This is a genomic window from Peribacillus psychrosaccharolyticus ATCC 23296 (assembly GCF_000305495.1).
In the GTDB taxonomy this organism is placed as follows: domain Bacteria; phylum Bacillota; class Bacilli; order Bacillales; family DSM-1321; genus Peribacillus; species Peribacillus psychrosaccharolyticus.
Genome location: NZ_AJTN02000157.1, coordinates 1 through 18,597, shown reverse-complemented (window position 1 = coordinate 18,597; position 18,597 = coordinate 1). Strand labels below are relative to the sequence as shown.

Annotated in this window: 22 protein-coding genes and 1 pseudogene; 19 read left to right on the top strand and 4 right to left on the bottom strand. The window is 39.1% G+C overall.

Translation table 11 applies throughout. From position 1 onward, the window contains the following. Positions 1-59 precede the first annotated feature (59 nt). A complete protein-coding gene (locus WYK_RS07570) occupies positions 60-848 on the top strand; it encodes a DUF2515 family protein (RefSeq protein WP_268870052.1) in 789 nt (262 codons plus the stop codon). Between the two features lie 26 nt (positions 849-874). Here the strand turns inward: WYK_RS07570 and WYK_RS07565 are convergent, their stop codons facing one another. Together WYK_RS07565 and WYK_RS07560 are read right to left on the bottom strand one after the other, a co-directional pair. Then, positions 875-1,837 (bottom strand): D-2-hydroxyacid dehydrogenase, encoded by a 963-nt coding sequence (locus WYK_RS07565; RefSeq protein ID WP_040373929.1) that lies wholly within the window; start codon positions 1,835-1,837, stop codon positions 875-877. Positions 1,838-2,022: 185 nt separating this feature from the next. After that, a complete protein-coding gene (locus tag WYK_RS07560) occupies positions 2,023-3,072 on the bottom strand; it encodes a lactonase family protein (protein ID WP_040373928.1) in 1,050 nt (349 codons plus the stop codon). Between the two features lie 186 nt (positions 3,073-3,258). Here WYK_RS07560 and WYK_RS07555 point away from each other — a divergent pair, with 186 nt between their 5' ends. Next, positions 3,259-4,191: a phosphotransferase family protein gene (locus WYK_RS07555; protein ID WP_051387376.1), complete on the top strand. Its 933-nt coding sequence runs from the start codon at positions 3,259-3,261 to the stop codon at positions 4,189-4,191. A 77-nt stretch (positions 4,192-4,268) separates the two neighbouring features. Here the strand turns inward: WYK_RS07555 and ade are convergent, their stop codons facing one another. Then, positions 4,269-6,017: an adenine deaminase gene (gene ade / locus WYK_RS07550; RefSeq protein WP_040373927.1), complete on the bottom strand. Its 1,749-nt coding sequence runs from the start codon at positions 6,015-6,017 to the stop codon at positions 4,269-4,271. A 236-nt stretch (positions 6,018-6,253) separates the two neighbouring features. Here ade and WYK_RS07545 point away from each other — a divergent pair, with 236 nt between their 5' ends. The 14 genes and pseudogenes from WYK_RS07545 to WYK_RS26300 all read left to right on the top strand — a co-directional run. Then, on the top strand, positions 6,254-7,156 hold the full coding sequence (locus WYK_RS07545; protein WP_040373933.1) for an AEC family transporter: 903 nt from the start codon (positions 6,254-6,256) through the stop codon (positions 7,154-7,156). 111 nt (positions 7,157-7,267) lie between these two features. Beyond that, positions 7,268-7,927: a YknW family membrane protein gene (gene yknW / locus WYK_RS07540; protein ID WP_040373926.1), complete on the top strand. Its 660-nt coding sequence runs from the start codon at positions 7,268-7,270 to the stop codon at positions 7,925-7,927. After that, positions 7,924-9,033, top strand: a complete 1,110-nt coding sequence (locus WYK_RS07535; protein WP_040373925.1) for an efflux RND transporter periplasmic adaptor subunit — start codon at positions 7,924-7,926, stop codon at positions 9,031-9,033. The genes yknW and WYK_RS07535 overlap by 4 nt, the downstream gene beginning before the upstream one ends. Continuing rightward, positions 9,030-9,710: an ABC transporter ATP-binding protein gene (locus WYK_RS07530; protein ID WP_040373924.1), complete on the top strand. Its 681-nt coding sequence runs from the start codon at positions 9,030-9,032 to the stop codon at positions 9,708-9,710. The genes WYK_RS07535 and WYK_RS07530 overlap by 4 nt, the downstream gene beginning before the upstream one ends. Beyond that, positions 9,707-10,900 carry an ABC transporter permease gene (locus WYK_RS07525; RefSeq protein WP_040373923.1) on the top strand — a complete coding sequence of 398 codons (1,194 nt, stop codon included), beginning with the start codon at positions 9,707-9,709 and terminating at the stop codon, positions 10,898-10,900. Before WYK_RS07530 ends, WYK_RS07525 begins: the two co-directional genes overlap by 4 nt. 210 nt (positions 10,901-11,110) lie before the next feature. Beyond that, positions 11,111-11,524, top strand: a complete 414-nt coding sequence (locus WYK_RS07520) for a hypothetical protein (protein ID WP_040373922.1) — start codon at positions 11,111-11,113, stop codon at positions 11,522-11,524. A gap of 342 nt (positions 11,525-11,866) precedes the next feature. Beyond that, positions 11,867-12,595: an amino acid ABC transporter ATP-binding protein gene (locus WYK_RS07515; RefSeq protein ID WP_040373921.1), complete on the top strand. Its 729-nt coding sequence runs from the start codon at positions 11,867-11,869 to the stop codon at positions 12,593-12,595. 19 nt (positions 12,596-12,614) lie between these two features. Then, positions 12,615-13,424, top strand: coding sequence for a transporter substrate-binding domain-containing protein (locus WYK_RS07510; RefSeq protein ID WP_040373920.1), 810 nt, complete (start codon positions 12,615-12,617; stop codon positions 13,422-13,424). Between the two features lie 103 nt (positions 13,425-13,527). Next, positions 13,528-14,130, top strand: coding sequence for an amino acid ABC transporter permease (locus tag WYK_RS07505; protein WP_081704811.1), 603 nt, complete (start codon positions 13,528-13,530; stop codon positions 14,128-14,130). 13 nt (positions 14,131-14,143) lie between these two features. Then, on the top strand, positions 14,144-14,842 hold the full coding sequence (locus tag WYK_RS07500; protein ID WP_051387375.1) for an amino acid ABC transporter permease: 699 nt from the start codon (positions 14,144-14,146) through the stop codon (positions 14,840-14,842). Positions 14,843-14,866: 24 nt separating this feature from the next. Then, a complete protein-coding gene (locus WYK_RS07495; protein WP_328286270.1) occupies positions 14,867-15,955 on the top strand; it encodes an MFS transporter in 1,089 nt (362 codons plus the stop codon). Positions 15,956-16,150: 195 nt separating this feature from the next. Continuing rightward, on the top strand, positions 16,151-16,276 hold the full coding sequence (locus tag WYK_RS26005) for a hypothetical protein (protein ID WP_268870051.1): 126 nt from the start codon (positions 16,151-16,153) through the stop codon (positions 16,274-16,276). Between the two features lie 98 nt (positions 16,277-16,374). After that, positions 16,375-16,860 carry a DUF2500 domain-containing protein gene (locus WYK_RS07490; protein ID WP_081704808.1) on the top strand — a complete coding sequence of 162 codons (486 nt, stop codon included), beginning with the start codon at positions 16,375-16,377 and terminating at the stop codon, positions 16,858-16,860. Next, a pseudogene (locus WYK_RS26300) lies at positions 16,857-16,922 on the top strand (hypothetical protein); the annotation flags it as partial. The gene WYK_RS07490 and the pseudogene WYK_RS26300, both read left to right, overlap by 4 nt. Positions 16,923-17,042: 120 nt before the next feature. Here the strand turns inward: WYK_RS26300 and WYK_RS25120 are convergent. Further along, entirely contained in the window at positions 17,043-17,198 is a 156-nt protein-coding gene (locus tag WYK_RS25120) for a hypothetical protein (protein ID WP_169732062.1), read from the bottom strand. Between the two features lie 16 nt (positions 17,199-17,214). Here WYK_RS25120 and WYK_RS07480 point away from each other — a divergent pair, with 16 nt between their 5' ends. From WYK_RS07480 to WYK_RS07475, 3 genes are all read left to right on the top strand, one after another. Next, positions 17,215-17,646, top strand: coding sequence for a MarR family winged helix-turn-helix transcriptional regulator (locus tag WYK_RS07480; RefSeq protein ID WP_051387373.1), 432 nt, complete (start codon positions 17,215-17,217; stop codon positions 17,644-17,646). Between the two features lie 183 nt (positions 17,647-17,829). Then, positions 17,830-17,955: a hypothetical protein gene (locus WYK_RS26000; protein WP_268870050.1), complete on the top strand. Its 126-nt coding sequence runs from the start codon at positions 17,830-17,832 to the stop codon at positions 17,953-17,955. A 113-nt stretch (positions 17,956-18,068) separates the two neighbouring features. Next, entirely contained in the window at positions 18,069-18,533 is a 465-nt protein-coding gene (locus tag WYK_RS07475; RefSeq protein WP_051387372.1) for a GAF domain-containing protein, read from the top strand. Positions 18,534-18,597 lie beyond the last annotated feature (64 nt).

Genomic DNA, 18,597 nt, shown 5'->3' with positions numbered 1-18,597 from the left:
CGGTTATCATATGACCGATCTTAAAGGCGATTTAATGAACCACCTATTCAAAGAAGCAGATCGAAGGAAGTTTTTTCGATTTCTTGAAGATGCAAATGCCGCTATTTTTTGCTGATGCGTATCCCCAGCTTCTTCTATACAGCTATGCCGTAAATCAGTCATTCGATTTACGTAAGTTCCTGACGATCTTTCATGTTTCTCGGTTTATGCGGCCGATTTGGGAACAGTTTAGTCATAAAAAAAACTCAACCTTACTTACGATTGCGTTGATTATCAATGAACAGCAGATGCTGGAGGAGCGTTTGCTTACCCGACCTCCACATAGTCAGCTCCTGAAACGTCTTGATTTTCAACTTCAAGAAAATTTGGGTTTCACCATGGTATTGTTCCCGTATGAACAAAAAAAAGATACGCTGACGAGAATGACAGGATTAGTCGTTAAACGATTTGCTGATTTGAAGAGTAGAATCCTTATCGGTAAAAAACTCTATTCCTTATTATTTCAGGATCTACAAGTCTTGAAGGGAGTTCTCGAATTTTGCCGTGATGTTCCACATTCTGGTTCACGTGCGGATTACTGGAGTGGGGTTTTTTCTACAAAAAATAGAAACAGAGTATACAGCCCTGTTTTAGGTGATGCTTGGAGTGATGCCACTTTATCGTATGTACCTAAAAATGATTGGTTTGTAACTGACCAATCTATTAAGGATGTTCAATCGTATCCTAAAGTAAAAAGGACTGATCTGACCAAACAGGCATATGAACAAATCAATATGCTGCAAATGATCAACAAAACAAGCCAACTTATCACAGCGGAAAATAGAGAAACAGCCCGATCTGGTCAATGAGATCGGGCTGTCATTTTTCCCAACGGTTAATATCCTTTCGAATAGTCGAGCAGGTTAATCGCAGGTTGTTCACCCTCGATATACTTCTTTAAATTAGGAATGAAAATATCTTGCAGTAACCTCTGGTCATAGAACTCAGTAGAACCAGACGTATGAGGGGTAATGATTACTTGTTCTATATTCCATAGCGGACTATTTTCCGGCAACGGCTCAACCTCGAATACATCCAATCCAGCACCAGCTATTTGTCCAGTTTTCAATGCACTGATAAGATCCGCTTCGTCGACAATAGGACCGCGGCCAATGTTTATGAAAAATGCTGAATCCTTCATTTGTTCAAATTGTTCCGCTTTAAACATGTGTTTGGTCTCCTCAGTGAGTGGAAGGGTCACAACAACATAATCACAACGGCGCAATACTTCATTTAACTGCTCAGGTGTACTCATTTCATCTACATATTCTGCTGCTCTTCCGGAGTGGCGTATTCCAAGAACAGTCATGCCAAAGGCTTTAGCAATCTTGGCTGTTTCACTGCCTATAGCACCAACACCAATAATACCAATTGTTTTGCCATGAATTTCAAGCTTCATATTAGCATGATGCCATTTTTTTTGCTGCTGGTTTTTAACATATGTATCAATTTTACGGGTTAAGGCCAGCATTAGTCCAAAGATGGTTTCTGAAATAGGGTACGCATGAACACCGTTAGCACTTGTAACGACTACTTCTTTCTGCTGTAATTCTGTTAATGGGAGGTTATTCACTCCCGCACTCCAAGTTTGGATCCAACGAACCTTAGAGTCTGCACTTATTACGGATTCCCTTAAACGCTTGTTCCAGCCAGCGATGATCTCCGCATCGTTCATCATACCACCCCACACCTCGGGGTCACGACTAGCCGTAACTTCCCATTCGGGAATAATATGCTTGATTTCTGAAAGAATAGCTGCATCTACATCATGCGTAAGTAGTAGGGTTCTTTTTGTCATGGTTTTATCTCCTTTGTATCCTCATAGAACAATCGTTCAATGATTGTGGTGAGGTCTTCTGATGAGTACGATAAAAACTGTATCACTATCTGAATTCCATACTTATGAGCAAAATTCCTGTGTAATCCGTGAATTTACCTACAATAAAAAAAGACTGACCATCGTACAGTCAGCTTTTAGGGCAATTAGCTCTTTAAGAATTTCACACATACAGGATAAGGAACAGGCAGATCACTATCAAGTAAAGTAAGCTTACCTGTTTCGGTATCACGGACATAGAGAACAAGATTGCTTGATTCTTGATTTGAACTGACAATAAACTGCCCGCTCGGATCAATTTCAAAGTCTCGAGGCCAATCTCCTGCAGAAGAGACATGCTCAACAAATGTTAATTCACCAGTTTCTTCCGTAACACTAAAGACCGCAATGCTGTTATGTCCTCGGTTACCCGCATAGACAAACTTCCCATCAGGAGATACGTGAATGGCACTGCCTTGACTGTTTTCTGTAAAATCAGCAGGGATTGCTAAACTATAATGAAGCTCTGTAAAAATCCCGTTTTCAGGGTTATAGGCTAGAGCAATCACTTCATTGCTTAGCTCTGTCATCACATATGCGAATTTTCCATTTGGATGAAATTCAATATGGCGAGGCCCGCTTCCCGGTTTTACAGCAAGAACATTTACTACGTGTAATTGTTCCTCTTTAATTTCGTATGTGATAATTTCATCTGTACCAAGATCTACAGCAACTATATATTTTTCATCTGGCGTAAATCCTGAAAAATGTGCATGCGGTCCATCTTGACGGTCGACGTTCGGTCCTGAACCGGAATGCTGATTCATTGAGACGATCGAAGATGTTGTGCCGTCTGTGTCTGTTTTATAAAGTTCAATTTTCCCGTTATGATAATTTGCTGTAACCACATATTGTTTACCGCTGTCGACACTAACGTGACACGGAGACCCACTTTCAGAAACATGTGTACTCACTTGAGTAAGTGATGCCGTATCAGCATCAATGTTGAATGAAGCAATTCCGCCTTTATCATTTTGTTTGTCAACGGCGTATAATGTTTTCCCATCCTTACTAATTGTTACATATGTAGGACTTCCTAGCTCTGCTGCCAGCTTGATGTTTTCAACCTTTTTATTTTCGGTATCAAGTGTAAAGCTATAAACTCCTTTACTGTCACCCTTTGTATACGTACCAATGTATCCTGTATAGATAGCCATAATAAAGTTCCTCCTTGTATGTGGATGTGTTAATTTTACCATAAGTCTCTATCAAAGAAGTATTGTCAGCTCTTGACTTTATTGTTTACCCATATAAAACGACTACTAACACATAACTTATGGAAATCTAGAATCTTTATCTGTATAATTAACTTTTAAAAAGTAAGTGTAAAACGGGGTGTACCCATGAGCAGTTGTCAACCATTAGAGCAGTTTCCCTTCTTAAACGGGGTGCAAATTGTTAAAAGAGAATACATTTATAAAGGAATGAATGGTCAAAGTGTTGAGCGTATTTTTACAGCTGATGACAGCTATATTTTTAAACCACTGACTAATTCGAAGCAATTTGGTAAAGAGTTATGGGTTTACGAGCATATTCTTACTAAGCTGCCTTCTATTTATCCAAAAATTCTCGCCCATTCAGTTCAAACAGAAAAACAGGAAAGCTGGATTGTTCTTGAAGATCTCGGGATGCTGACACATACGTTTGATGAGAAAGCAGCCTGCGAGGTCATTCAATTAATGGCGGGCTGGAACAAGTTATCAATAGATGATCTAAAGGGAGTAGCATTAATTGGTCCAAAGCCCCTCATTGAAGACGTAGTGAGTGATCTTTTTCAGGATAAAACAAACATTCTGCGCATACTTAGCGAGTTAGAGGTTGAAGAAGCAAGCATCACGAAGTTGTATACCTTGATTAAGGACTACACGTTTACGATTCCTTCCGTATTATCCCACGGTGATCTTCATCTTGGAAACTATGCCTATGTCGGTAATCGGGTCGTCGTCCTCGATTGGGAGCATGCTCATTTAAATAGCCCTTTTTGGGATTTGTATCATGTCATTGATATGTCCCATCCAGTGTTTCCTAAATCCATGACCACTGAAATTCGTGAAACATTATTGACCACCTATCTGGATGGTTCACCACAATTGGATGCTAGGTCTTTTCGCAGGGAGTATTATCTCTACTCATCTGTCTTTTCCACTTGGATGATTGCCTTAATTGTCAGAGATTTAGAAAATAATAAAACACCTTGGAGCAAAGAACAGCTTACGTTGCAATTGATGGAAAGTGTAACGAATTTAACGCAATGTTTAACTAGATTAGAAATGTAAAGAGACTGTCGCTATAGTCATGTGAAAGATGACCTAATGAACAGTCTCTTTTTTTATGGAAGCTGGTGTTACTACCCTTAATCCGTTTCATTTACATCAACTGGTATATGCTGAAAACTGCTTACATTAAACAGTCCTTGAACAGTTAACTTAAGCTCTGGTATAACCGGAAGAGCAAGAAAAGCAAGTGTTAAAAAAGGATTAAAATGCTGTGAAGCGCCAATTGTCAGCAAGGCAGCATTCAATTCTTCCAAAGAGGTATACACATCCTCATAGCTTTTGGTCGACATCAATCCGGCTATTGGAAGGTCAAGACGTGCGATCACCTTTCCATCATTAACGACAACAAGACCTCCTTGCATGTTTTTAATTTCCTGTGAAGCCATTAACATATCTGGGTCATTTACACCTGCAATCATCAGGTTGTGCGAATCATGAGAAACGGTTGTTGCAATGGCACCTGAAGTAAGTCCCAGGCCTTTTACAATCCCCAGCCCAATTTGTCCAGTGCTGTGATGTCGTTCCACTACAGCTAGTTTGAGTAAGTCCAGTTCCGTTGAAGGAAGGAAGTTTCCTTTCTCATCAAGAGTTACTTCGGCTGTGTCATGAATGGTAAGTAAACTATTAGGAATAATGGTAATAATATTCGCTGCATGACCAGTGAGTGGAATATGCAAATCAGATTCCTTCAGAATTGGAAAGTGAATACTATCAACCAATTCATTTACAGAATTCGGGAGGGTCGATTCAGGATAATTAATAAGTTCCCCTTTTTCCACCACCAGCTTCCCGTTTTTATAAACCGAATCAATTATGATGTCATCAAGATCCGTTAAAAGAAGGAAATCTGCTTTATACCCGCCGGCAATGGCTCCAATCTCCTTTAATCCAAAACATTCTGCTGCATTTAGTGTTGCCATTTGAATAGCGGTTTCAGCTGGGATTCCTGCCTTAATGGAGAGGCGTACGTTATGATCGATACTGCCTTCTTGTAAGATATCATCCAGATGGCGATCATCAGTAACAAATAGACATCGGTGTGCATTCTTACTTGTAACAGCAGGAAGGAGGTTCCTTACATCCTTTGCTGCCGTACCTTCCCGAAGCATCAAGTACATACCTTTACGAAGACGAGCACTGGCTTCTTCAGCAGTTGTGCATTCATGATCCGTTTGAATCCCAGCAGCAGTATAAACATTTAATTGTTCTTCAGTGAGCCCAGCAGCATGACCGTCAATTTTTTTATTAGCTAAATGGGCGTCAGTTAATTTTGCAAGCATAGAGGGGTCACCGTTTAAGACAGCGGGAAAATTCATTACCTCAGCAAGACCTAGTACTCGGGGATGTTGATAAAAAGGACGGAGATCATCACTTTCAAGGTTTGCTCCAGCGTGTTCGAACGATGTTGCAGGAACACAAGAGGGAAGCATAAAGTAAACATCAAGCGGGATGCCTTCTGTTGTCTCAAGCATGAATTCAATTCCAGTAATTCCAGTTACATTGGCTATTTCATGTGGATCTGTTACCACTGTAGTGACTCCATGTAAAAGCTGTACTTTAGCAAATTCCGCAGGGCACACCATGGTGGATTCAATATGAACATGGCCATCAATGAAAGATGGTGAGATATATTTTCCTCGTGCATCAATGATTGTTTTGCCATGAAAGAAGCCTATTCCGGCAAAGTAACCATCTACAATTGCTACATCCGCTTCATAGATTTCCCCATTAAAGACATCCACAATTTTTCCATTTTTAATGACATAATCAGCGGGCTCATTGCCAGCCGCTACCGAAATTCTCCTTGATAACATTGCTGCATTCATCACATTGCCCCCTTGTTCACTCTATATATTTGTCAAAAACCGTAAGAAAGCTGGTAAGCGTACATTTTGTACAGTTTGCCTCCATAATTTTTTAAAAATTACTATACCATACAACACTGTAATGTATCAAAAAAAAACAGAAAATTAATTTAAATAAATGAAAAGTACGCAATTACTTTTACAAATTTCAGAATTATTGATAAGGTTAGGTATCTTAGTGAATGCAAGGTGATTTTATGGAGTTTTTAGGTGTAATTCTGCCGATTTTTAGTATTTTCGTTCTTGGCTTTATTGGTCAAAAGAAATTTCATTTTGATACCAAAACAATCTCTACTATGGCACTTTATTTAATGTCACCCGTTTTAGTTTTCCGCACCTTCTACAATACTGAATTTGATGCATCATATGGATACCTCGCTATCTATACATTTGGTCTATGCTTTGCATTAATTAGCATTGTTTATGCAGTTGCTTTTATTAAAAAGTACTCCGTACGAGAAACCTGTGCCATGATCCTGGCTTCTTCATTCATGAATAATGGGAACTACGGTACACCTGTTGTCTTTTTATTATTTGGAGCTGCAGGACTTGATTATGCGATTATCTTAATGGTGATTCAACAGGTAGTGATGTGTACGGTCGGAATCTATTATGCAGCGAAGGGCAGTCCAGAAGGAAATGGAGTTCAATCAGCAATCCTTGCTGTACGCAGGATGCCCATCGTATACGGGGGCATCATTGGAGGTTTATTTCACTATTTTTCTATTCCCTTATCACAATCATTAGTAGAGGCTGTTAATCTCGTTGCAGATGCAGCGATTCCTACGATTATGCTTACCCTAGGCATGCAGCTTGCGAACATTTCTATTAAAAAATTAGCTTATCGTAAATTATCATTATCGCTGACTCTAAAACTTGTCATCTCTCCATTAATCGCTTATGGTCTAGCACTCATTCTTCCAGTGGATGATCTTGTCAAACAAATCATGGTCATTATGGCCGCTATGCCGACAGCAGCAAATACCACGCTGTATGCGATGCAGTTTGATACAGATCCAGAATTTGTTTCTAGTACTACCTTATTCAGTACGATTTTAAGCTTATTGACTTTACCCATCCTCCTAACGTTCATTATTTAATATAAATCACTACTGCTCTTAAAAGAGTGTAGTGATTTTTTTATTTGAAACTTTTTCCAATCAACTCCGTAAAACTAGTATGGAAATAAATTTATCAAAGGAGTGTTAAAGATGGAAACTATTAAACAAGTTAATGAAAATGCAAAGCCCACCATATTCGGGATGATAGGGAGCCCGTCTGAACAATTTGTAAAAATGCGTTATAATCCTGCATTTGCAATGGCCTTAACCGTTGTTACTGGTTTGTTTATTATTGGCATGTGGTTAACGACTTTCACAATGGATTCTATTTATGAAGGGTTGGATTTAAGCGGGGAAGAGCTTGATATGGTCATGTTAATCGGGAAAGTAACCGCCGTGATTACGGGTATTTTTAGTCCTGGTTTAGGCGCATTATTCTCCAGTGTCATTTTATTACTCATTGCCAAAATTGTTCGATCAGGTGTAACGTTCAAGCAGTTATTTTCTATGAATATTCACCTCATGTTCATTTCTGCCATCGGTCTTATTTTAAATACAGCTGTGGGTATGGCTATTGATCAATCATCAACCATTTATTTCACCAGCCTAGCAGGTGTGCTAAACAGTGATTCAGCTTTGTTAGGCTCGATTGAATTGTTTTCTATTTGGTCCGCTGTACTCTTAGGGTTCGGACTTCAAAAAATGGCTGATTTTTCGAAAACGGCTTCATGGGTAGTTGTTATTCTTACCCTACTTGTTTCCATTGGTCTAGCCTTTATAGGAACTCTTTTCACCGGTCTGGCCTCATGAAGAAGAAGGTATGGGTTGGAATCAGCCTCACCCTGGTAATTATCCTAATGATCGGAATAAGCGTGTATCGTCAAGCCTTTGCTGGAACACCTGGGATCAAGGCTGTTACGGTTCAAACCGAAAACATTTCTTCACTTTTGATGATCCCAGGAACAGTAGAATTAGAGAGTACTCAAGATATTTTTTATTCAGCTGAAATGGGTGAAATAAAGAAGATTATGGTTAAAGAAGAAAACATAGTTAAAAAAGGTGAAGTACTTGCAACACTTGAAAACCCTCAAATGGAACTGGAATACGAACAAAATGAATTAGCCATGGAGTCGGCGGCAATTAAGATTAATCAACTCAACCAACAAGCAGTAGACCTTAAGGAAAAAGAAAAAGACAGCCTAAAACAATTAGGTAAAAAAGAGACTGAGAAACTAATTAAGCCTGAACGTCAGCAGCTGGCCTCGGAACAAAAAATGGCCAACCTTGATTTAAAACAACTGAAACTAACGCAGGATATGCTTAGAAAACAACAAAAAGAGTTATCTATTATTAGTCAAATCACAGGAACCATCCTGCAGATTAATCAAGCACAAGGGCTTCCAGGGGATACGGAGCCTTTCATCAGAATAGGCAATCTTGACAGCATGGTTGTAAAAGGGGTGCTTTCAGAATATGACACCCTCAAAGTGAAGAAAAAGCAGTCGGTTACATTAAAATCTGATGCTGTTTCAGATAAGGAATGGCTTGGAGAAATCTCACATATTGCTGCACTCCCTGATAAAAACACAACCGTTCAGGGAAGTGAACAAGCTGTGCAATACCCTATCACCGTTCAGCTGAAAAACAATGATATTTTGAAGCCTGGGTTCCAGCTCTTTATGGAAATTGAAACAGAATCAAAAAAAGCACTAGTCGTGCCAATGGAATCAGTATTTGAAGAAAAGGGAAAACAGTACGTTTATAAACTTAAGGATAAGAAAGCCGCTAAACAGGAAGTGACCATTGGGATTACCGCTAAGGATAAGTTGGAAGTAATAAGCGGTGTTTCAAACCAAGACAGAGTGGCTGCAGATGCTGCAAACGTAAAGAACGGTATGGAAGTGGATATACAATGATTATCATGGAGAATATTATTAAATCCTATAAAATAGCAAAAGAAGATCTACATGTTTTATCACACATCAATCTGACAATCCAGACAGGCGAATTTGCAGCGATTATGGGTCCATCAGGTTCAGGTAAATCGACACTAATGAATTTAATTGGCTGTTTGGATACACCGACGAGCGGAAATTATTATTTTGCTGGAGAAAACGTTGCTTCTTATAAAGACGAAGATTTAGCACGTATACGAAATTCATCAATCGGTTTTGTGTTTCAGCATTTTCAATTACTACCCAGGTTATCCGCACTGAAAAATGTTGAACTGCCGATGATATATGCCGGTATTTCTAAGAGTGAACGACGAGATCGTTCCGAAGAAGCATTAAGAAAGGTTGGACTAGCTGATCGAATGGATCATTTGCCAAATGCCCTTTCGGGTGGACAAAAGCAGCGGGTTGCTATAGCTCGAGCCATTGTGAATGAGCCAAAGTTACTTCTAGCGGATGAACCAACAGGTGCCTTAGATTCAAAAACAAGTGAGACGATTATGGAGCAATTCACGAAGTTGAACGATGAAGGAGCTACCATTATCCTTGTTACCCATGAAGCTGAAATTGCCTCTTATGCAAAGCGGACCATTACGGTTAGAGATGGCCGCATTGTCTCTGAATCAGGAGGGATTACATGAGCTTAATGGAAAACCTGCTCATGGCGGTCGGTTCGTTACAGGCTCATAAGCTACGATCACTATTAACGATGCTGGGTATTATTATTGGTGTTGGAGCAGTTATTATCGTTGTAGCAATCGGTCAAGGCGGAGAAGCAATGTTGAAATCACAAATTGCTGGTTCTGGTAACACGATTGAACTGTTTTATCAGCCATCCAACGAAGAAATCGCTGCGAATCCTAATATCTATAATCAAGCTCCCTTTTCACAAGAAGACATTCGTTTAGTGGAAACGATACCTGGTGTAAAGCAGGTTGTCGCAACGAGCTCTGCCTTTTCAACGGTTCGCTTTCGTGAAAAAACATCGGACAGCTCGGCAATTGGTATAAACCAAGCTTACCTTGATGTAAATGATATTGAAATAGCAAAAGGACGAGGATTTGCAGCCTCAGATTTCATCAGCGGCCGCCGAGTTACTATGATTAGTTCCTTTATGCAGGAAGAACTGTTTGAAGGGAAATCACCCATTGGAGAAATAATTCGAATTGGTGCGCAGCCTGTTGAAATCATTGGTGTATTAAAGAAACCGACTGGCTTATTAGCTTTTGGGTCGGTAGAAGCTTACCTTCCCTACAATACCTGGAAAACAATTTTTGCTAAGAATGAAATTACTCAAATAACGTTACAAGCAGAGTCTGCAGACCAAATCAAACGAATTGGGCAAACAGCTGCCAAAAAGGTCAATCTTCTTCATGGGACTGAGGATTCCTATCAAGTCATTAATATGGAGGAAATTGCCCAAGGCTTAGGACAGATTACCAAAATCATGACGCTGATTATCGGAAGTATCGCTGGTATCTCCTTATTCGTGGGCGGTATCGGCGTTATGAACATCATGCTTGTATCCGTTACTGAACGGACCCGAGAAATTGGGATTCGAATGGCACTTGGCGCAACAAGGAAACAGGTGCTTACCCAATTTTTAATCGAATCAATGACCTTAACATTAATAGGGGGGATTGTGGGCATAGTGATTGGATGGGGCACGTCCGCACTAATTTCTTTCTTTGCCGGCTGGCCTTCCTTAATTTCATGGCAGGTAGTGGCTGGCGGTGTACTATTTTCCATGATCATTGGGATTGTTTTTGGTCTTCTTCCAGCCAATAAGGCAGCGAAACTTAACCCAATTGAATCATTGCGTTATGAGTAAATAATCTGAATGAATGGGAAATTATTTCTTGGGAAACCGCAAAAACAGCTAAAATTCTCCTTAATTCACTTTTTTAAAAGAAATTCTGCAAGAAGTAAATCTGGTCTAGAATCCTGGAAAATGATTTTTATGCTTAAGAGTTTTACAATAGAGGGAGTCTTGAACAAAATACTCATAGCAGTTTGATAAATGGAATTTGGAGGGTATTGTATGCTGCAAACAAACATGACATTAAAAAACCAAGAAAAGATTGAAAAACTATTAAGGGATATCGTACAAGAGTCTTATGAAGAAGTACGTGAAGAAGGCTACCTATTATGCATGGAGTGCGGCGATGTGGATTTATATATAACCGCATCTAACCATGTAGAACTTCAAGATGCAATTGATGAAAACTTCGAACTAGATGAATGCGGCGATATCATAGAATGCAAAAAACATGAGCAGTTGATGGATGATTTGTATGAATATTTTTTAGAACTCCACAAGAACAGCGGATTGTTCGATTTCTTTCCAGCCGGACCATATACGGTTAATGGTGAACGAAGGGTATCTGATACGGACATGCTTGCACCAAAGAATCAATATTACGCACCATTTGAAGATGCAAAGAGCGAGAAATAAGAGGAAAAACAGCCGTCACTTTGCGGCTGTTTTTTTGTGGAAAAATATATAACCACTGTCTTTAAGATATATCGTGTATTAGTCTGCATAAACTAATAGTGTAAGACCTTACATATTAAAATATTCATATGAAATGAAGGATTTCTCAGTTTTATGTCGAATTTTAGAAAAGTGAGTTTACGAGAGCACCTTAAGAACTAGAAAAATGTAGATTGACTATTTACCAAATATATGAATATAATTTACTATATTTAAAAAATTCGCAAAATAAAAAATTGAAAGATTTTTTGTTCGTGAATATTGAGAACTATACATATATTTTTGTTTGAAAGGAGAGAAAGTATGATCAATTTTGAAAAAGTGAACAAGTACTTTGGCGACTTCCATGTGTTAAAAGATATTAATCTTACCATTAACAAAGGGGAAGTCGTTGTGGTAATTGGTCCATCTGGATCAGGCAAGAGTACCCTGCTTCGCTGCATTAATCGCTTAGAAACCATTTCAAATGGTATGTTGACCGTTAATAATCTCTCGGTTGCAGACAAAAAAACGGATATCAATAAACTTCGCACAGAAATTGGAATGGTATTTCAGCATTTTCACTTATATCCACATAAGACTGTACTAGAAAACATCACGCTTGCCCCCATGAAAGTGCTAGGTCAATCGGAGGAAGAAGCGAAGCAAATTGCCAGAAAATATTTAGATAAAGTCGGTATTTCTGAAAAAGCGGATTCATATCCTGCACAGCTCTCAGGTGGACAGCAGCAGCGTGTAGCTATTGCCAGAGGGCTTGCCATGAATCCAGAAATTATGCTTTTCGATGAACCAACATCTGCTTTAGATCCAGAGATGATTGGTGAGGTGCTTGATGTTATGAAAGCGTTGGCCTTAGAGGGAATGACCATGGTGGTTGTCACACATGAAATGGGGTTTGCCAAAGAAGTGGCAGACAGAATCGTGTTTATGGACCAAGGACAAATTTTAGAAGAAGCAATTCCGGCTGAATTTTATGAGAACCCGAAGGAAGAACGGGCACAATTATTTCTCAGTCGTATTTTAAATCATTAAAAAAACAGGGGGTACGAATATGTTTGTAAAAAACAAATGGGTGAAATTAGCAATTGTTCCACTAATGGCTGCACTTGTTCTATCAGGTTGTGGCGGGAAAGATGAAGGAAAAAGCGGGGATGAAGGGGTGCTTGCACAAATTAAAGATAAAGATAAAATTGTGTTCGGCGTTAAAAATGACACTCGTCTATTTGGTTTAAAAGATCCAGGTACGGGTGAAGTAGAGGGCTTTGATATTGATATCGCCAAAGCACTGGCAAACGAAATTCTTGGGGATGAAACGAAAGTTGCCTTTGAAGAAGTAACCTCAAAAACGAGAATTCAACTTCTTAATACAGGAAAAATCGATGCTATTGTCGCTACGATGACGATTTCTGAGGAACGTAAGAAAGAAGTAGATTTCACCGATGTATATTTCGATGCTGGACAATCATTGTTAGTTAAAAAGGGCAGTGATATTACAGGAATTGATACGCTTAAAGGCAAAAAAGTCCTAGCCGTTAAAGGATCAACCTCAGCGGTAAATATCCGTGAAAAAGCACCAGATGCTAAAGTTCTTGAATTCGAAAACTATACAGAGGCATTTGCAGCACTGAAATCAAAACAAGGGGATGCATTAACAACGGATGACTCTATCCTTTACGGGATGGTAGACGAAGATCCATCTTATGAATTAGTTGGAGGCACTTTTACAGAAGAACCATACGGCATTGCTGTTAAAAAAGGGAATGAAGATTTTGTAAAAGAACTAAACAAAGCGCTGAAAGCTCTTAAGGATTCTGGAAAGTATGATGAAATTAAAGATAAGTGGATTAAAGCTAATAATTAATTAAATTTATCAAGCTTTGCAGGATGGGCGAAAACCGCTCATCCTGATTCGTTAGAGGGGTTGATGAAATTTGGATTTTTCGATACTTACCAACAACATAGATATGTTTTTAGAAGGATTAAAAAATACGATTATTGCCAGTCTAATCGCTCTTATCTGCAGCTTAGTGCTGGGAATTTTAATTGCTATTTTTCGGATTGCTCCATTTAAGCCGATTAATTGGCTTGGGACGGCTTATGTAGAATTTATCCGTAACATTCCACTGCTTGTCATTGCCTTTTTCATTTTTCTCGTATTCAGAATTCCTGGATTAGCTGCTGGGACAATGGCGTTAACCATTTATACTGCTGCCTTTATCGCGGAGGCAATCCGTGCGGGTATCCAGTCCGTACCAAAAGGCCAGATGGAAGCAGCAAGGTCTTCTGGACTTACCTATCCGCAGGCGATGTGGAATATCATTTTACCACAGGCAATCAAAATCGTTATTCCTCCGCTGGGTAATCAATTTATCAATCTTGTGAAGAATTCCTCGATTATTGCTGTCATTGCCGGTGGAGAATTAATGTATCAAGGTGATTTAATTTCCGCAAGAACATTTGTAGTTTTCGATACATATATCTTTGTTGCTATGTTTTATTTAGTCCTTACCATTCCTTTAAGTCTTGGCGTAGGGCAGCTGGAAAAACGCCTGGCTAAGAATAATTGAAGGAGGGATAACGATGGATTTTGCTGGAGCTTATACATGGGTCAATATTAAATTCTTATTAGAGGGCTTTGGAGTTACCCTTCAAGTTGCCTTTTTCGCTATTATTTTGAGCTTTTTTATTGCTGGGGCAGTAGGAACCGTCCGCTATGCCAAGGTTCCTATTCTCTCGCAAGTATTTGCGGTATTGGTCGAGACGATTCGGAACCTTCCATTACTCTTAATTATCCTATTTACTTTTTTTGCACTGCCGGAAATCGGTATAAGTATGGAGAAGATTCCTGCTGCCATTGTTGCACTGACAATATTTGAAGCAGCGATGATATCTGAAATCATCCGAAGTGGACTTAACTCAATTGACAAAGGTCAAATTGAAGCGGGAAGATCTTCTGGATTAAGTAATTTCCAAACCCTTCGGTATATCGTTTTACCACAGGCATTACGCCGTATGGTACCGCCGCTTGTCAGTCAGTTCATTTCCCTGTTGAAGGATACTTCACTATGTGTGATTATCTCTCTGCCAGAACTTACTCATCATGCACAGGTTATCTATGGTCAAAACTCTGGATATCTCGCGCCGATCTTACTATTTATCGCTTTTATGTATTTTGCGGTTAATTACACGTTATCGGTTATATCCCGCCGCCTTGAAGTAAAAAAATTTAACCCACCCGGCTCAGATTCTGTGAGCCGGATTTTTCCGCTTTATTCTTGAGCGTCAACTCTAAAGGAGGATCACATGGGGCACTGGAAACATCCTATTTTACTAATTAGTGGAATTGGTATATCTAATTTAGGAAATTGGATCTACTTAATTGCGATAAACATATCCATTTTGAATTTAACTGGATCTGCTGCGGCAGTAGCTGGTCTATACGTCATCAGGCCGATAGCGATTTTACTGACAAATACCTGGGCAGGTAGTTTAATTGACAGGGTTAACAAACGCAAAATGATGATAAGTGTCGACATCATTAGAGGGATTCTCATCTTTGTAATCCCTTTTATGCCATCATTATGGTCGATTTATTCCGTGTTGCTACTTATTAGTATTGCAGGGGCTTTTTTTGGCCCTAGTTCTTCCGTCTACATTACCAAACTTGTCCCAAGTGAGCATAGAAAACGATTTAACTCACTAATGAGTATGACCGGGTCCGGTGCCTTTTTAGCAGGTCCTGCTATCGCAGGATTACTAATTATGTATACCAGTACAGATATCTGTATTTTTATTAACGCAGTTACATTTCTTCTCTGTGCACTGGTTATCTTTTTTCTGCCGAATGTTGATATCGATCTAGAGCAAAGAAAAGAACCCATCCGTTTACCTATGTTGATCAATGATTATCGAGGCATCGCTGATTTTGCAAAAGGAATGAAGTATATCATGCTCATTTATTTTTTGTTTCAAATGACCATGCTGATTAATTTTTCATTAGATTCTCAAGAAGCTACCTTTATAAAAACCCATTTACTTTTGTCTGATCAAAGCTACGGCTTAATCGTGAGTCTAACAGGTGCAGGGGCCCTTGCAGGGGCAGCTTGTGGAGCCTTATTTGCTAACAAGCTATCTATACGACTGTATCTTGGAGTCGGTATGCTATTCACTCAAATTGGGTATCTCTTATTCTATCTATCCGACGATTTCATAACAGCTACTCTCTCATTTGTTTTTCTAGGGTTTTTCATGTCATTTGGCAATACGGGGTATACCACCTTTTTTCTAAAAGAATGTCCCCGTATCGATTATGGGTCGATTTGGCAGTCTAGCCGAACTCATTCAAGCGGCAGTACAAATTATACTAACCCTGCTAGTAGGAGCTGCAGCTGAACTTTTTTCTCTCCAATTGGTTTGCTTTCTCTTTGCTGCAACCGCACTAGGCTTAGCAATTGTTCTATTAATTGCGGGCTTTAATCCTTCAAAATCAATGTATTACGAAGATAACAGCCAATCCGCTTAATACATCGATTTATTCACGACACCACCCAAGCCCTGTTCTGAATAGACTATGGCGAGGTGGATGGGATGGAAATAACAATTCAGGAGACTAATAAACAATCAATTGAAAGCGCTAAACAACTTCTAACAATCGAACAAATGACTGAACCTGTTACTGACGGTTCCAGTGAATACGTAGAACAGCTTTTTTAAAACCGAGAGCAAGATTGTTCGTGGATACTCAACTGAACGTAGTTGGGTATCTTCTTTTATTGTCCGTTAGAGAATAAAAACAGGACGGAGGTCTATCTATGAACGAAATAGAATTAGGTTTTTTTAATTCAGGTATTGAGCCCTTCTTCGTGGTTTTCTTTATCATATTTGCATTGGTAATCGGATTCTTTCTTTTTATGGTGGTAGGATCGATTAGTCAGTATTCTTTTAATAACAAACAACCTCAAGTAACTACACAGGCACGAGTTCTATCTAAAAGAACAAAGGTCAGCGGAGGCAGCGGCGATTCTTCAGCAAGCACTTGGTATTACATCACCTTTGAAACTGTAAACGGTGACCGAAAAGAGTTTCAAGTAAAAGGGCAGGAATATGGAATGCTTGTTGACGGGGACCGTGGTACGCTCAGTTATCAGGGTACACGGTATCGTGGTTTTAATCGGGATGTTAGCAGCTCATTCCTACTCGTCTTTATTCATCGTGATTATCCCGAAGCAGGAATGCAGGTCCCAGGAGGAACAGTCGAGGAGGTGAATCGCTTGAAGCTGCCTTACTACGTGAATTGAAGGAAGAAGCTGGATTACAGCAGCTCTACGTTAGAAACAAGGTGACAGAAACCGTCTTTTATAATAGCTATACAAAGGAAGATCAAAACCGGCATATTTTTTTAGTACAAGCATGTACAGAGTTACCGGAAAAATGGAGTCACTTTGTCACAGGGGAGGATGATGACCGTGGACTCTGCTACTTATTTTTCTGGATTGATGTTACATCTCCGCCAACCCTTATAGCCGACCACGGAAAATATCTTCATTTGATCCACTAATAAAGCCAAGTAATCTAATAGATGAATATAGAAGTTAACTGTTAATAATGGTACGATAGAAATAGTTCGATCATCCATGAAAGGATTGTCCCATATGATAATTAAGTCTTATGATGATGCTATCGGCAGAGGTATCACACAAACGAGTAAAAATATATTCCGCCGCCTGAGTGTCCATTTAAAAGAGTATGATATTACTCCGGAGCAATGGACGGTTTTAAAGAGACTTGGGGAAAATGACGGAGTAACGCAGAAAGAGCTGTCCACCACATCTGAAAAAGATCAAGCTACTTTAACGAGAATTTTAGATATTCTTGAAAGAAAGCGACTAATGGAGCGTAAACCTAATCAAGACGATAGACGGTCGTTCCTAATTTACATAACAGAAAGCGGCAAACAGCTTAGCCAAGAGCTTTTTCCTCTCATAGAAAAAATATTCAATGAAGAAATTCTGATAGGTATTAACGAAGATGAGATTGCTATCTTTTCCCGTGTTTTGGAAAAAATCAAACAAAATACGGTTTAAGTAAGAAGATGTGCAGGATGATTGTAAAAAAATATCAAATAAATTTCATATATAACAAACAGATGACAATTATTAAACCAGATGCATAACCCACAAAAATAAAAAAATCATCTCGAAACGTTTAGTAATAGGACAACTAGGGTAAAAGAAACTAGGGACTAAAGCTAAGTGGGAGGTGCTAGGATGGCAACTATAGATATTGACCAGCTTTTAGCAGCCACGGAAGAAATCGTTGATGACAGCATACATATTGATACATTCGATATTGATCGACTTCTTGACTTAACGGATGACTTATACAAAGCATGACTAACTAATCATGCTTTTTTATTTTGTAAAAACATGGACAACTGGTATAAAATTCTCCAAAAGTTCCTTTTAAAACGGTATAATTAAAGACATCTAGTGAGTAGGTGTAGAATTTGAATGAAAATAAGCATTTAAAAGAATTAATTGTTTTAAAAGAGATTTCCGAAACGTTAAATGCCGGCACGGATTTACGCATCACATTGAAAAATGTTTTATCAAAGTTACTTGATGTGACGGGCTTTCAAACTGGCTGGATCTTTTTCGTTGATGCTCAGGGAAATCAAACACTTGAAGCGTCGGACACACTTCCGCCAGCTCTTATCCTTAATGATTATTCTCCTATGTGCAAGGGAACCTGTTGGTGTGTAGATAAATTTAACCATCAAAAACTAAATAGGGCGAGTAACATTATGGAATGTAAGCGGCTGGAGAAGGCCATCGACTTAAAACAGGGCGAAACGTATGGATTAACCCATCATGCTTCCGTACCCCTCACCTCAGGAGATGAACAATTCGGAATACTGAATATTGCTTCACAAGGTAAGATTACTTTCGAGCTGAAGAATTGGCACTTTTAGAATCAGTAGCTTACCAGATTGGCAACAGTATTAAACGAATTAAATTGACCGAACACATGCGAGA

Coding starts and splice junctions, on each gene's coding strand:
- ade (WP_040373927.1), bottom strand. CDS start 6,017: ATGAATGCAGCAATGTTATCAAGGAGAATTTCGGTAGCGGCTGGCAAT.
- WYK_RS07495 (WP_328286270.1), top strand. CDS start 14,867: ATGGGGCACTGGAAACATCCTATTTTACTAATTAGTGGAATTGGTATA.
- WYK_RS25120 (WP_169732062.1), bottom strand. CDS start 17,198: ATGGATGATCGAACTATTTCTATCGTACCATTATTAACAGTTAACTTC.
- WYK_RS26005 (WP_268870051.1), top strand. CDS start 16,151: ATGGAAATAACAATTCAGGAGACTAATAAACAATCAATTGAAAGCGCT.
- WYK_RS07560 (WP_040373928.1), bottom strand. CDS start 3,072: ATGGCTATCTATACAGGATACATTGGTACGTATACAAAGGGTGACAGT.
- WYK_RS07505 (WP_081704811.1), top strand. CDS start 13,528: ATGTTTTTAGAAGGATTAAAAAATACGATTATTGCCAGTCTAATCGCT.
- WYK_RS07555 (WP_051387376.1), top strand. CDS start 3,259: ATGAGCAGTTGTCAACCATTAGAGCAGTTTCCCTTCTTAAACGGGGTG.
- WYK_RS07530 (WP_040373924.1), top strand. CDS start 9,030: ATGATTATCATGGAGAATATTATTAAATCCTATAAAATAGCAAAAGAA.
- WYK_RS26000 (WP_268870050.1), top strand. CDS start 17,830: ATGGCAACTATAGATATTGACCAGCTTTTAGCAGCCACGGAAGAAATC.
- WYK_RS07520 (WP_040373922.1), top strand. CDS start 11,111: ATGCTGCAAACAAACATGACATTAAAAAACCAAGAAAAGATTGAAAAA.
- WYK_RS07500 (WP_051387375.1), top strand. CDS start 14,144: ATGGATTTTGCTGGAGCTTATACATGGGTCAATATTAAATTCTTATTA.
- WYK_RS07490 (WP_081704808.1), top strand. CDS start 16,375: ATGAACGAAATAGAATTAGGTTTTTTTAATTCAGGTATTGAGCCCTTC.
- WYK_RS07535 (WP_040373925.1), top strand. CDS start 7,924: ATGAAGAAGAAGGTATGGGTTGGAATCAGCCTCACCCTGGTAATTATC.
- WYK_RS07510 (WP_040373920.1), top strand. CDS start 12,615: ATGTTTGTAAAAAACAAATGGGTGAAATTAGCAATTGTTCCACTAATG.
- WYK_RS07545 (WP_040373933.1), top strand. CDS start 6,254: ATGGAGTTTTTAGGTGTAATTCTGCCGATTTTTAGTATTTTCGTTCTT.
- yknW (WP_040373926.1), top strand. CDS start 7,268: ATGGAAACTATTAAACAAGTTAATGAAAATGCAAAGCCCACCATATTC.
- WYK_RS07525 (WP_040373923.1), top strand. CDS start 9,707: ATGAGCTTAATGGAAAACCTGCTCATGGCGGTCGGTTCGTTACAGGCT.
- WYK_RS07480 (WP_051387373.1), top strand. CDS start 17,215: ATGATAATTAAGTCTTATGATGATGCTATCGGCAGAGGTATCACACAA.
- WYK_RS07515 (WP_040373921.1), top strand. CDS start 11,867: ATGATCAATTTTGAAAAAGTGAACAAGTACTTTGGCGACTTCCATGTG.
- WYK_RS07565 (WP_040373929.1), bottom strand. CDS start 1,837: ATGACAAAAAGAACCCTACTACTTACGCATGATGTAGATGCAGCTATT.